Source organism: Nocardia sp. NPDC051833, from assembly GCF_040681225.1.
Classification (GTDB): domain Bacteria; phylum Actinomycetota; class Actinomycetes; order Mycobacteriales; family Mycobacteriaceae; genus Nocardia.
Map to the genome: position 1 here is coordinate 2,373,841 of NZ_JBFAYK010000001.1, position 12,984 is coordinate 2,386,824.

Consider the following 12,984-nt stretch of genomic DNA (forward strand, 5'->3'; position numbering starts at 1 on the left):
CGCGCGAGGGCCCGGATCGGCGCGGTGGCGCCGCCGGAGGCCGCCGAAACTGCCCGGAAAAACGGCTGTAACGCCCCGGAACGGGCCGCGATAAACAGATCGGCTCCGTGTAGTTGCCAGACCCCCGACCCGGCAACTACGCGGAGCCTTCCTGCTGTCCATCCACTGTTGCCAGGGTGCCGAGGACGACGAACACCGTTACCCTTGGCCGAGGCCCCGCAAACATCTGGGGCCGGGCGCACCTGATCCAGGACGACGCCATAACACCCAACGGAAGGACCTCCGTGCCCAGCGAGTCGAATGTCGGCGGACCGGCCGACCGACCAAGGGGCGAGGTCGGACTACGCAAGCTGCTCGAAGCAAATCGCACTTTCGATGCCGACGTCACCGCCGCCCTGCCCACCCAGCCCCTCGCCACCGTGACCCGTGACCGCTGGTCGCCTGCGCCCGCCCCGGCGGCCCCGCAGCCGCCGACCGGCTCCGGCACCCCGCAACTGGCCAAGCGGATCGGTATCGCCGTCGGCGCCGTGTTCGCCGTCGGCGCCGCCGCCTACCTGGCCGACCTGGCCCTGAGCAACGGCGAGGTGCCGCGCGGCACCGTCGTCGCCGGGGTCGACATCGGCGGCATGGACGAGTCCGAGGCGAACGCGCTCCTGCACGCCGAGCTCGGCCCCAAGGCCGAGCGACCGCTGCCGGTCCGGATCGGCGACGTGCAGGCCAGCATGGTGCCCGCCACGGCCGGCCTGCAGGTGGACTGGGACGGCACCTGGGACGCCGTCGGCGACCAGCCGCTCAACCCGGTGAGCAGGCTGATCTCCCTGTTCGGCACCCGTGACGTCGCGGTGGTCAGCACCGTCGACGCGGCGGCGCTGGATCAGCAGGTGGCCGGTTTCCAGGCCCACGACAACCCGACCGTCGAGGGCACGGTGCGGTTCGTCAACGGCAAGCCGGTCGCGATCGCGCCGGTGCCCGGCCGGGTGCTCGACACCGCGGCCGCGCGCACCACGATCACCGAGCGCTGGGCGTCGAGCAGCGAACTGGACCTGCCCGTGGTGGCCGCGCCCGTCGCGGTGCGCACCGAGGCCGTGCAGGCCGCCCTGCGCGATATCGCCACGCCGGCGATCTCCGCGCCGATCACGGTGAGCAGCAAGGACATTCGCGCCACGCTCACGCCGGAGCAGATCGCCGGGGTGCTCGGCTTCGTGCCCGACGGGAACGGCGGCCTGGCGCCGAAGATCGACAACGACGCCGCGATCGCCCTGCTCGCACCGCAATTGGCGGCCTCCGAGGTGGAGCCCAAGGACGCCACCTTCACCGTCGGCGCGGGCAAGCCGACCGTGGTGCCCGCCGTGGTGGGCAACAAGGTCGACTGGCCCAAGACGCTGGAGAAGCTGCCCGCCCTGCTCACCGCCACCGGCAACCGCACCACCGAGGCGGTGTACCAGCGGATCGAGCCCAAGCTCACCACCGACGCCGCCAACGCACTCGGCATCACCGAGATGGTCGGCCAGTTCACCACCGGCGGCTTCAGCGGCCCGTCCGGCGTGAACATCCGCACCGTCGCCGCCAAGGTCGACGGCGCGGTGGTGAAGCCGGGAGATACCTTCTCGCTCAACGAGTTCACCGGTCCGCGCACCGCCGCGGAGGGCTACGTCGAGTCCGGCATCATCGACAAGGGCAGGCCGAGCACGGCGGTCGGCGGCGGCATCAGCCAGTTCGCCACCACGCTGTACAACGCGGCCTACTTCGCCGGCATGGAGGACGCGGGCCACACCGAGCACAGCTACTACATCTCGCGGTACCCGGCGGCGCGCGAGGCCACCGTGTTCGACGGCGCGATCGACCTGGCGTTCCGCAACACCACCGCGACCGGCGTCTACATCCAGGCGGTCGCGACGGGCTCGGACATCACCGTGCGCCTGTGGGGGACCAAGACCGTCGACGTGGAGTCGATCACCGGCGAGAAGTCGAAGCCGACCGAGCCGCAGGAGATCACCCTGCCCAAGGGCAAGGACTGCATCGCCTCCGAGGGCGCGCCCGGGTTCACCATCTCCGACACCCGGGTGATCACCGATCGCAAGACCGGCGCCCAGGTCTCCCGGCACACCCGGACCGTGAAGTACGACCCGATCCCGATCGTGAAGTGCGAGTAAGGGTTTCCTAGCAGTTGCAGTCGCAGCTGCAGCAGTCGCCGCACCCACAGTCCTCACCGCAGCAGTTGCCGCAGCAGTCACCGCAATCGCAGCATTCGCCGCAGTCGCAGCGCTTGGCCCAGGCGTCCTTCTGCTCTCCGGTGCAGGGACTGGTGTGGTCGACGCAGCACGCGACGCCCGTGCAGTAGACGCCCAGGATCAGCCCGCCCGCCTTCAGCGGACCGGGCCTCCTGGTCGGCCGCTGCCCGGGCGGGGTCGGGAACTGGTACGGCGAATGCTGCTGCGCGACAGGCGATGTGCGGCAGACATGGCCGACGGCCAGTCCCAGGCCCTGTCCCAGGCGGCGCAGCAGTGCGGACAGCGGGTCGAGCAGCGCCCAGCGGACGGTGGGCAGCTGGTCGAGCTCCGCCTCGGCGGCGGCCGCGCGGATGCGGGATTCGCTCTCGCGCAGCAGATCATAGGCGCGCGGCATGTCGGTTCCGGTGGCCGCCAAGGGGTTGAAGCGGCCGCGCAGGCGGTCGCGTTCGAGGTCTTCGATGGCGTCGGCGAGGTGGGCGATGCGGCCGACGTGGCGACCGATCTCCTGCAGGGCCGCAACGTTTTCCGGGCGGCCTGCCAGGGTGGCGGTGTGGCCGAAGAGGGTGGCGGCACAGAGCTGGGTCGGGCCGGTCAGCTCGTCGAGGGTGATCGGCGTGGTACTCGAGTCGTCGGTGCGAGCCATGGTCGGCCCATGCGGCTTCGCGGGCGACGACGCGGCGCCGACCCACCCCGCCGCCTGCCGAACGGCGACCGCCGCTTCGGTGACGCGGCCGGGGCCGTTTGCCGCGGCGAGCGCCTCCAACGCAGGCTGACTGTCGATAGCCGTGAACAACGGGCCGACGTCGAGGCCGATCCGGTCGGCCTGCGCCTGGGCGGCCGCCGACCAGATCCCGGCGACCCGCCCCATCGGACGGCGAGCGAGCCGACCAGCGTCGCCGTCGTCGACGTGGTCGCGAATCTTGGCCGCGCCCAACAGCAGTGAGGCCGTGGCGGCCAGCTGTACACCGGGCGCGTCGGCCGCGACCACCGAGGCCCGGCGCATCCCACGCAGCGGGCACGGCCCGGCGGTGGTGCGGGCGTCGGCGTCACCGGACTGAGCCTCGGTGAGCACACTCAGCACGATGGCGTCGGTGTTGGTCGCCGCGCGCGCCAGCTGTCCGTGCCCGTCGCGCAGGCCGAGGCACAGCCCGCACATGTGCGCCTGCCACTGCCCCGGATCGATGCCGTATTTCGCCGCGCCGTGCGCACACGGCTTCAACACACCGAACACTGCCACCCCGTCTGTCGTGGAACTCCCGGGCGCCCGCGCCGCGGCCCCGCCCGGTCCGACGATGGCCGCGCCTCAGCGCCCGCTGTCGAGCACGATGGCAGGTCGGACGAGCGCGAGCAACCGGTGGCGGGCTATTCCGCCTTCTTGCGACCGGCCAGGCCGCGCCAGGCCAGATCGTCGAGCAGGTCGACGGCCTCGGCCACCTCGATCCGGCCACTGGCGACCCGGTCGGCGATCGCCTCGCCCGCCCCGATCACCGCGGCCGCGACGACCTCGAAATTGGTGCCGGGATCGGCGTTCTTGGCACTGGACTCGAGCAGTTTGGCGGTGAGCTCGATGACGCGCTCGCGCGCGTTGTCGATCTCGGACGCGAAAGCTTGCTGACCGATTGCCTGCCGATAGAGCACCTGCCACGACTGCCGGTTGCGGTCGACGAAGTCGAGGAAGCCCTCCAGCGCCGTGCGCACCTGCTCGTGCGGGGTGAGTTGCGGGTTGCCCGCGGGCGCGACGGCCTCGATGAAGCGCAGGCCCTCGCGCTGGATGCAGGCCCGGAACAACTCGTCCTTGGAGCCGTAATACAGGTAGAGCATGGGCTTGGAGATTTTCGCCTCGGCGGCGATGGCATCCATCGAGGTGTCGTGGAAGCCCTTGCGTGCGAACACCTCGACGGCGGCGTCGAGCATCTGTTGCTCACGAACCGCCCGGGGAAGTCGCTTCGTTCCGCCCGCCATCCACTCTCCTACCGCAGGGTGAACCCCTATATTACTCCAAGGTAAGTTCGCCCGTGCCCATTTGCCGCACAGTCGCCGGACCGCCTCAGCAGCCCAGCTGTACGCCCTTGTAGCGCGCCATCCGCAACACGGAGGCGTCGACCCGGTCGGCGGGCAGTTTGCCACTCGCCACCGACTGTTCCAAACGGTCGAGCACCTGGGGCACCGCGTCGGTACTGATCCACAGGGCATTGTCGGCGCCGGCGACCAGCGCCGCCTCCACCGCGTCGGAGATCGACATGCGGGCGGTGATGGCCGCCATGCCGCCGAGATCGTCGGTGAAGATCGGGCCGTTGTACGGCGGCGCGCCGTAGCCGGTGCCCTCGCGCAGCAGCGACATCACGGCCGGGCTGATGCTGGCCGGGACGTCGGGCTCGGTCAGGCCGGGCACGTCGAGGTGGCCGACCATCACGGCCGCGCCGGAGTTCACCAGATTGCGGAACGGGACCAGGTCCTTGTTCTGCAGCTCCGACAGCGGCGGCGTCCGGACCGCGCCGGTGTGCGAGTCGCCCGAGCCGGAGCCGTGGCCGGGGAAGTGCTTCATGACGGCGCCGAGGCCGACCTCGTTGGAGGCGCGGATGTAGGCGCCCGCGTACTCGGTGACGACCTGCGGGTCGTCGCTGTAGGAGCGGTCGCCGATGACGCTGTCGGCGGGCTGGCTGCTCACGTCGACATCGGGGGCGAAGTCGACGGTGACGCCGAGGTCCTTGAGCGCCTTCGACCTGGTCAGCGTGTTCTGGTAGTGCTGCTCCGGCGTCTGGGTCTGCGCGATCTCCCTGGCCGAGGGCGCGACGCCGATGAGGTTCTTGGCGCGTGAGACCCGCCCGCCCTCCTCGTCGATGGTGACCATCAGCGGCGCCTTGGCCAGCGCCTTCACCGCGTCCAGCTGGGTGTTGTTCAGCAGGCCGGGATCGGTCCAGCTGCCGATGAAGATGCCACCGACCTGCTCGGTGCTCACCACGTTCGTGGCGTCGGCCGAGCCGGTGATGCCGACGGTCAGCAGCTGCGCGAGTTTCTCGCGCTGGGTGAGTTTCGCGAGATAGTCGGCGCCGCAGGCGGATTGCGCGGGCGTGCCGGTCACCGGCGAGGTCGGGTCACCCCCTTGCGCGGCGGAGGGGACGCCGGTGCCGCTCGCCGTCGGTGTCGTCTCGGTCGACGATCCTCCCGAACAGGCGGTGGCGACGGCGGCTAGGACTGCGAACACGACCACAGGCGATTTCCGCATGCGCTCCACGGTAGTCCCGGCCGGGCCCGACCCGCGGCACCGGATCCGATTGGACCCGGTCGGGCGGGGGTAATCTGACTGCACAAGACGCTGTACCAGCGCAGGAGGTCGTCATGGCTTGCGATCGGATGCTCATCGCCTACGACGGTTCCGAACACGCCAAGCGGGCCATCGAGTACGCGGGCCGCTTCCTCACCGCCGAGCGCGCCATCCTGCTCACCGCCTGGGAACCGATGGTGCGCCAGGCCGCCCGCATCTCCGGGCTGGCCGGGGTGATGCAACCGGACTGGGTGCCCGACGAGGAGATCGAGGACATCGCCTACACCGATGCCCGCAAGATCAACGCCGAGGGCGTGCACCTGGCCGAACTGGCGGGCATCCACGCCGAACCGCGCACCGCCGAGTGCACCACGACCATCTGGAACGCGATCGTGGACTGCGCCGACGAGCTCGACGTCGACATCATCGTCGCGGGCACCCGCGGCGCCACCGGACTGCGCGCGCTGCTGCACAGCAGCGTGGCCGAGGCGGTGCTCAAGCACGGCCACCGGCCCGTCCTGCTGGTGCCGCCGGAGCACTGAGAGTTCGATCGCTCCCCCGTTCCCGGCCACGGTCGGCGCGGCTATGGTCGAACCACCATGAACCGATTCCTGCTGGCCCGCCCCGACGGGGTGCTGCGCGCGGCGGGGGTGCGCGCCGGCTACCCCGACCCGCGGCAAGCGGTCGACACGCTGCGCCGGTGGACGGCGCCCGGCAGCGGGACCGGTCCGCGGCTGATCGTCGGCGCGCTGCCGTTCGACCCGGAGGAGCCCGCGGCGCTGTGGCAGCCGGAGACCGCGCTGCACACGGCCGGACCGTGGCGGCCCGCCGCACTGCCCGCGCTGCCCGCGGTCCGGGTCGTCGCCGAGCTGCCCACCGCCGCCGAGCACGTGGCGCGGGTGACGAAGCTGGTCGAACAGCTCGGCGATCCCGGCACCGAGCTGCGCAAGGTGGTCGCGGCGCGGACCCTGCTGATCGAGGCCGACGCGCCGCTGGAACCGGAGGTCGTCGCCGGTCAGCTGCTGACCCGGCATCCCAACGCCAATGTGTATGCGGTGGACCTGACGGCGGCCGGGCGACCGGGCGAGACGCTGCTCGGTGCGACGCCGGAGGTGCTCGTCGCGCGGCACGGCACCCGCGTCAGCCTGCATCCGCTGGCGGGCACGCTGCCCCGGCTCGCCGATCCGGACGCCGACGCTGCGCAGGCCAGGGAACTGCTGTCCAGCGCCAAGAACCACGACGAGCACGGGTACGTGATCGAGTGGATCCGGCAGCAGCTCACCCCGGTCTGCCAGGAACTGCACATCCCCGACGCGCCCGAACTGCTGAGCACCGAACAGGTCTGGCATCTGGCCACCCCGATCCACGGCGTGCTGCGCGACCCGTCGACCACCGCGCTCGACCTGGCGCTGCTGCTGCATCCGACACCCGCCGTCAACGGGACGCCGTTCGCCGCCGCGCTGGCCGCGATCACCGCCGACGAACCGCGCCGCGGCTTCTACGGCGGCGCGGTCGGCTGGTGCGCCGACGACGGCGACGGCGAATGGGTCGTCGCGATCCGCGGCGCCGAGCTCGCGGCCGACGGGCGCACGCTGCGCGCGAGCGCGGGCGGCGGGATCGTGGCGGCGTCGGATCCGGCGGCCGAGCTCGCCGAGACCACCGCCAAATTCCGGACACTGCTCGGCGCGCTGCATTGCGACGTGCCCGATCACTGACCTGGCGGCCGACACCTGCTAGGTTGGCCGAGGTACTACCCCGACGTCGAGCGTATTGGAGTGCGCGATGAAGTTTGCTGTTCCGGCTGTTGCCAGCGCGGTCGGCGGCGCCCTGCTGAGCGCAATCGCCGTCTTCGCGATCACGGCCGCGGTGCAGCAGAACTCGGCGCCTTCGATCGACCGCAGCGGTGACAAGGATTCCTCGCTGCTCAACGCTCCTGAATACGGCAGCCGCTGAGTCCGACGCCCGCGCGTCACGCCCCCCAGCGGGGCACCCGGACACGGCTCCACTGGGTTGGCGCTGGTTCGTCGGCACGGTCGTAGCCGCCTTCGTCCTGACGTTCGCGCAGGCGCCAGGGCTCACCGTCGCGGACACCAAGTACGACCTCGCTCAGAACCCGCTCGGATTCCTCGCACGGGCATCGCACCTGTGGAGCAGTCAGGCTCCGATGGGCCAGGTGCAGAACCAGGCCTACGGCTACTTCTTCCCGCACGGCACCTTCTTCTCCGCCGGTCATCTGCTGCAGCTGCCCGCGTGGGTGACCCAGCGCGTCTGGTGGGCGCTGCTGCTGCTCGCCGGGTTCTGGGGCATCGTCAAGCTGTGCGAGACGCTGGGGATCGGCGCGCGCGGGTCGCGGGTGATCGCCGGTATCGCGTTCGCGTTGTCGCCGCGGGTGCTCACCACGCTCGGCTCGATCTCCTCGGAGACGCTGCCGATGATGCTGGCGCCGTGGGTGCTGCTGGCACCGGCCGCCCTCGGGGTCGCGGTACGGAACCGGCGGGATGCGGGCGGGCCCGGTGCGGCAGCGACCAAGGGGAACAGGCGTGGCGGTGTGCTCTCACCCGCCGGTAGCGCGCTCGCACTGGCTCTGATGGGCTCGGTGAACGCCGTCGCGACCGTGGCCGCGTTCCTGCCCGCCGCGCTCTGGTGGGCCTCCTACCGGCCGAATCGGCGCTGGTGGCGGTTCACGGCCGCGTGGGTTCCGCTGCTGGTGCTGGCGACCTTCTGGTGGGTGGTGCCGCTGCTGCTGCTCGGCAAGGTGAGCCCGCCGTTCCTCGACTACATCGAGTCCTCGGGGGTGACGACGCAGTGGGCCTCGCTGGCCGAGGTGCTGCGCGGCACCGACAGCTGGACCCCGTTCGTCTCGCCGGAGCGGATCGCGGGCGCGGTGCTGGTCACCCAGCCCGCCGCGGTGCTCGCGACCGGGCTGCTGGCGGCGGCGGGCATGGCCGGGCTGGCGCGGTCGTCCATGCCGTACCGGGGGCGGTTCACGCTGATCCTGCTGGTCGGACTGGCCGGTATCTGCGCGGGCTACGTCGGTGCGCTCGGCGGTCCGTTCTCCGAATCGGTGCGGGTGTTCCTCGACTCCGGCGGCGCGCCGCTGCGCAATGTGCACAAGCTGGAACCGCTGATCCGGCTGCCGCTGGTGGTCGGCCTCGCCCACCTGCTCGGCCGGGTGCCGCTGCCCGCCTCGGTGCCGCTGCGCGAGTGGCGCAACACCTTCGCCCATCCGGAGCGGGACCGGATCGTCGCCGTCGCCGCGCTGATCCTGGCCGCGCTCACGCTGGCCACCTCGCTGGCCTGGACCGGCAAGCTCGCGCCGCGCGGCGCCTACGACCGGGTGCCCGCGTACTGGACCGACACCGCCGAGTGGCTGGCCGACAACGCCGCCGACACCCGCGCGCTGGTCGTGCCGGGCGCGCCGTTCGGCAGCCAGATCTGGGGCCTGACCCGCGACGAACCGCTGCAAGCCCTGGCCGAGACGCCCTGGGCCGTGCGCGACTCGGTGCCGCTGAATCCGCCGGGCACCATCCGCGCGATGGACTCGGTGCAGCGGCTCATCGCCGACGGCAGGCCGTCGACCGGGCTGGCCGCCACCCTCGCCGATCAGGGCATCGGAGTCCTGGTGTTGCGCAACGACCTCGACCCCGAGACCTCCCGCTCGACCCGGCCGATGCTGGCGCACCGGGCGATCGAGGGCTCGCCGGGGCTGACGAAGGTGGCCGAATTCGGCGACCTGATCGGGCCGCGCGCGGCCGACGCGGGTCTGGTCGTCGACAACGACCTCCAGCCCGCCTACCCGGCGATCGAGATCTATCGGGTCGACGTGCCCTCGCCGGGCACCCCGGTGTCGGTGCGCGGCGGGACCGGCGCGCCGCCGGGATTCCCGGGCGCGTACACCGTGCCGCTGGACGCCGTGCCCGTCGTCCAGGGTGGTCCCGAGGTGCTCGAGCGCATTCGCCGCGACACCGGAAACCACACGGCCCCGGTGCTGCTCACCGCCGACGCCGCGCGCGCCGGGCTGCCGCCGAAGCCGGTCCTGCTGACCGACACCCCGATGGATCGCGAGTCCGATTTCGGCCGGGTCGACAACCACAACTCCGCCGTCCGCGCCGCCGACGACGCCCGCCGCACGCACAACCTGGTGCCCGACTATCCGGTCGAGGGCACTCCGCTCGTCCAGGGCGAATGGTCCGGCGCGAAGGTGACCGCGTCCAGTTCCGCCGCCGACGCCACCCAGATCGGCGGCGCCGCGCCCGGCAGCTCGACCGCCGCCGCCGTCGACGGCGACCCGAGCACCGCCTGGATCAGCAACGGCGCCGAACCCGCGCTCGGCCAGTGGCTCCGGCTCGACCTGGACCAGCCGATCACCGTCGGCTCGCTGCGGTTCACCACCACCGCCGCCGCGCTCGGCGACCCGGTGAAGTGGGTGGAGGTCCGTACCTCCCGCGGCACCGTCTCGGCGCGGATCACCGAACCCGGTGCGCCGGCGACGGTTCCGCTGCCCGCGGGCGAGACGGACTGGGTGATGATCACCGCAGCGCGCACCGAAACCGGTACCAGCGGTGGCCAGTTCGGGATCAGCGAACTCACCCTCGACGACTACAGCGTGCGCGACGCCCCGGTGCGGGTCGACATCCGGCACCGGGTCGTGCTGCCCGACGTCGCGCCGGGCACCACCGTCACCGGCTGGGACCTCGGCCAGGAATTCCCCGGCCGCAGTGCCTGTTTCGACGGGCCCGACCGGGTGCATTGCAGCAAGGGACTCGGCCTGCCCGCCGAGGAGCCCGGTGTCTTCGGGCGCACGCTGGCCGTGCCCGAACCACTCACCGCCACCACCGACCTGACCGTGCGCACCCGGCCGGGCCCGGCGCTCGAGGCCCTGCTCACCGACCACACCCGACCGGTGGCGCGCGGCAAGGCCGACGTCGGCGACCTGCGCGGTGCGGCCTTCGCCGCCACCGACGGCGATCCGAAGACCACCTGGACCGCGCCCGAGGCCACCGTCCGCGGGCTCGCCGGGGCCAAACCCACCCTGGTGCTGGAGCTTCCGGAACCCGCCGAGGTCACCGGGCTCGACATCACCACCGCGCTCGGCGGGCTCCCCGCGACCGCCACCGCCGTCATGGTCAACCTCGGCAACGGTCCGCAGGTGCGCGAACTGCCCGAGCGCGAACACGGCGAACCCGCGCGGATCTCGCTGTACCCCACCGTCACCGATCGCGTCGAGATCAGCATCCAGAGCTGGAACGAGGTGCTCGACCGCACCGCGCTCGGCTTCGTGCTCACCCAGCCGACCGGCCTCGCCGAGGTGGAGGTGCTCGGCCCCGAGTATCCGGCGCACGCGGCAGGCGACCGGCTGGTCACCATCGGCTGCGAAGACGGTCCGGTGATCGCGATCGGCGGTCGCACCGTGCACACGACGATCACCGCCACCGCCGACGAACTCCGTTCCGGCGCACCGGTGTCCGCGCGGGCCTGCGCGCAGGACGCGGCCGATCTCGAGCTGCTCCCCGGCCATCCCGATCTCACCGTCGCGCCGACCGAGCTGTTCACCGTCGACCGGTTGCGGCTCGTGCGCACCGATCCGATCGCGCCCGCGCCCGCCGATCCGGGCACCCAGCTGCTCGTTCTGCCGCTGAGCACCAATGTGGGCTGGCAGGCGCACACCGCCGACGGGCGCGCGCTGTCACCGGTGGTCGTCGACGGGTGGCAGCAGGCGTGGCTCGTCCCGGCGGGCACGACCGGGGAGATCACCGTGTCGTTCCCGGCCGACCGCTGGTACCGGCTCGCCATCTTCGGTGGGCTGCTGCTGCTGATTCCGCTGGTACTGCTGGCGATTCCGCGGCGGCGGGAGGTGCCCGACGCCGGGCCGGCGCCGGTGACCTGGGGTGTGCGCTGGGCCGCCGCGGCCGGGCTGACCGGCGTGGTGACCGTGGTGTCGGGGCCAGTAGGCGCGGCGCTCACGCTGCTCGCGCTGGCCGGTAGCCGGTTCCGCCCCGCGCTGACCGCGCGGACGCTGCCGTGGGTGGCCGGGCTCGGGACGCTGATCTCGGCGGGCGCGCTGTCCACCGGAACGTGGCGTTCGGGCAGCCCCTATATGGGCGGGTCGCTGTGGGCGCAGGCACCCGCGGTCATCGCCGTGATCGCGGTCGGTGTCGCGGCGCTGCCACGTCGTCGGCGTTAGCGCGACGCGGCGACCGCCTCGGCCCGCGCGGCGCGGCGGGCGGCCGCGGCCTTGTCCCAGCGCCGGGCCAGCCGCCGCGCCGGGTCCTCGATCAGCGCGAAGCTCGCGGCGGCCAGCGGCAGGGTCAGCGCGGTGGTGAGCACGAGGACGTAGCCGAAGTTGCCGTTGAACGGCAGCAGGCCGAACACCGGGAACACCATGGTGAGCACCACCAGGTGCCACAGGAAGATGCCGTAGGACCAGCGGCCCAGCGTGGCGGCGGTCGGCGACTCCAGCCAGCGGTGCGGCGCGGCGTCACCGGGACGCAACACCAGCGGGGCGAGCAGGCCGAACCCGATGATCGTGCCGAGCACCATCTTCATCGCGTACTGCCACGGCTCCGCCCGCTCCAAGCCGGCCGGGCCGCCGAACTCGGTGGCCGAGAGCAGGAAGGCGGCCAGCGCGATCGCCCACATCAGCGGTTGACTGGCGAACGGCGCGCGCCACCAGGCCTCGGGCCGCACCTGGTAGATCAGCTCGGCGAGCAGCATGCCCGCCGCGAACCACGGCAGATAGCCGGGCAGCCAGTTGTCGGCGTGGATGGCGTCCGGGGTCGGGACGGGCCACAGATTCCAGGTCAGCGTGACCGCCATCAGCGCGCAGATCACCGGGACACGCCAGCGCGCTGCAGCGCCGCGCAGCCGCACGATCGCGAAGGCCAGCAGCGGCAGCACCAGGTAGAACGCCACCTCCACCGACAGGCTCCACATCTGGGTGAGCCCCTCGGTCAGGGTGAGCGGCACGAACACCTGCAGCAGGAACAGGTTCGACACCCACACCCGGAGGTTCGCCGACTGCGCCGCGCCGGGCAGCAGCACCAGCACGAACACCACCACCGCCCAGTACGCGGGGACGATGCGCATGAGGCGATGCAGCAGATAGCGGATCGTGCCGGGGGCGGTGCCGAGCCCGCGCGCTGCGGCCGCGTGCGGGCGCCACAGCAGATAGCCCGACAGCGCGAAGAACACCGCGACCGCCATGTCGAAGCGCTCCAGGATCGGGCCGATGACCGCGATCCCGCTCGCGCCGGTCTGGAACGCGACGTGGGTCAACAGCACACCGAGTGCCGCCATTCCGCGCATCCCCTCGAGGGCGGGATTGAAGGCGCGGGGCGGTGAAACGGGGGCGGTAGCGGTCGTCATCACGCTCCAGTCTGCCGTGTCGGCGATTTACCGGGCGCAGCACGGCACACTGCGCGGTCGGGCTGTTAGTGTCGGGGCTCACGAGGGCTAGGTGCAATACCAGACCACCGGAGGATCCGGTGT

9 protein-coding genes are annotated in these 12,984 nt (G+C 72.1%); 5 read left to right on the forward strand and 4 right to left on the reverse strand.

The window, feature by feature from the left end; all coding sequences use genetic code 11:
* Positions 1 to 284 precede the first annotated feature (284 nt).
* Positions 285 to 2,153 carry a VanW family protein gene (locus tag AB0L91_RS10735; protein WP_365008982.1) on the forward strand — a complete coding sequence of 623 codons (1,869 nt, stop codon included), beginning with the start codon at positions 285 to 287 and terminating at the stop codon, positions 2,151 to 2,153.
* A gap of 7 nt (positions 2,154 to 2,160) precedes the next feature.
* Here AB0L91_RS10735 and AB0L91_RS10740 read toward each other — a convergent pair whose 3' ends face one another.
* The 3 genes from AB0L91_RS10740 to AB0L91_RS10750 all read right to left on the reverse strand — a co-directional run bounded on the left by AB0L91_RS10740 (position 2,161) and on the right by AB0L91_RS10750 (position 5,457).
* Positions 2,161 to 3,462, reverse strand: coding sequence for a DUF5685 family protein (locus AB0L91_RS10740; RefSeq protein WP_365008985.1), 1,302 nt, complete (start codon positions 3,460 to 3,462; stop codon positions 2,161 to 2,163).
* A gap of 131 nt (positions 3,463 to 3,593) precedes the next feature.
* The gene (locus AB0L91_RS10745) at positions 3,594 to 4,193 is read right to left on the reverse strand and encodes a TetR/AcrR family transcriptional regulator (RefSeq protein WP_365008987.1); all 600 of its coding nucleotides are present in this window, start codon (positions 4,191 to 4,193) and stop codon (positions 3,594 to 3,596) included.
* 85 nt (positions 4,194 to 4,278) lie between these two features.
* Positions 4,279 to 5,457, reverse strand: a complete 1,179-nt coding sequence (locus AB0L91_RS10750; protein WP_355274938.1) for a glycoside hydrolase family 3 N-terminal domain-containing protein — start codon at positions 5,455 to 5,457, stop codon at positions 4,279 to 4,281.
* 113 nt (positions 5,458 to 5,570) lie between these two features.
* On the opposite strand from AB0L91_RS10750, the gene AB0L91_RS10755 reads away from it, so the two are divergent.
* The 4 genes from AB0L91_RS10755 to AB0L91_RS10770 all read left to right on the forward strand — a co-directional run bounded on the left by AB0L91_RS10755 (position 5,571) and on the right by AB0L91_RS10770 (position 11,680).
* Positions 5,571 to 6,038 carry a universal stress protein gene (locus AB0L91_RS10755; RefSeq protein WP_355274941.1) on the forward strand — a complete coding sequence of 156 codons (468 nt, stop codon included), beginning with the start codon at positions 5,571 to 5,573 and terminating at the stop codon, positions 6,036 to 6,038.
* Positions 6,039 to 6,095: 57 nt separating this feature from the next.
* On the forward strand, positions 6,096 to 7,211 hold the full coding sequence (locus AB0L91_RS10760; RefSeq protein WP_365008990.1) for an isochorismate synthase: 1,116 nt from the start codon (positions 6,096 to 6,098) through the stop codon (positions 7,209 to 7,211).
* Between the two features lie 67 nt (positions 7,212 to 7,278).
* Entirely contained in the window at positions 7,279 to 7,449 is a 171-nt protein-coding gene (locus tag AB0L91_RS10765) for a DUF2613 domain-containing protein (RefSeq protein WP_181698846.1), read from the forward strand.
* A gap of 52 nt (positions 7,450 to 7,501) precedes the next feature.
* Positions 7,502 to 11,680, forward strand: a complete 4,179-nt coding sequence (locus tag AB0L91_RS10770; protein ID WP_365011245.1) for an alpha-(1->3)-arabinofuranosyltransferase — start codon at positions 7,502 to 7,504, stop codon at positions 11,678 to 11,680.
* Here AB0L91_RS10770 and AB0L91_RS10775 read toward each other — a convergent pair.
* Positions 11,677 to 12,861, reverse strand: a complete 1,185-nt coding sequence (locus tag AB0L91_RS10775; protein ID WP_365008992.1) for an acyltransferase — start codon at positions 12,859 to 12,861, stop codon at positions 11,677 to 11,679. The two genes, AB0L91_RS10770 and AB0L91_RS10775, sit on opposite strands and share 4 nt — an antisense overlap.
* Positions 12,862 to 12,984 lie beyond the last annotated feature (123 nt).

Coding starts and splice junctions, on each gene's coding strand:
- AB0L91_RS10745 (WP_365008987.1), bottom strand. CDS start 4,193: ATGGCGGGCGGAACGAAGCGACTTCCCCGGGCGGTTCGTGAGCAACAG.
- AB0L91_RS10750 (WP_355274938.1), bottom strand. CDS start 5,457: ATGCGGAAATCGCCTGTGGTCGTGTTCGCAGTCCTAGCCGCCGTCGCC.
- AB0L91_RS10755 (WP_355274941.1), top strand. CDS start 5,571: ATGGCTTGCGATCGGATGCTCATCGCCTACGACGGTTCCGAACACGCC.
- AB0L91_RS10760 (WP_365008990.1), top strand. CDS start 6,096: ATGAACCGATTCCTGCTGGCCCGCCCCGACGGGGTGCTGCGCGCGGCG.
- AB0L91_RS10765 (WP_181698846.1), top strand. CDS start 7,279: ATGAAGTTTGCTGTTCCGGCTGTTGCCAGCGCGGTCGGCGGCGCCCTG.
- AB0L91_RS10775 (WP_365008992.1), bottom strand. CDS start 12,861: ATGACGACCGCTACCGCCCCCGTTTCACCGCCCCGCGCCTTCAATCCC.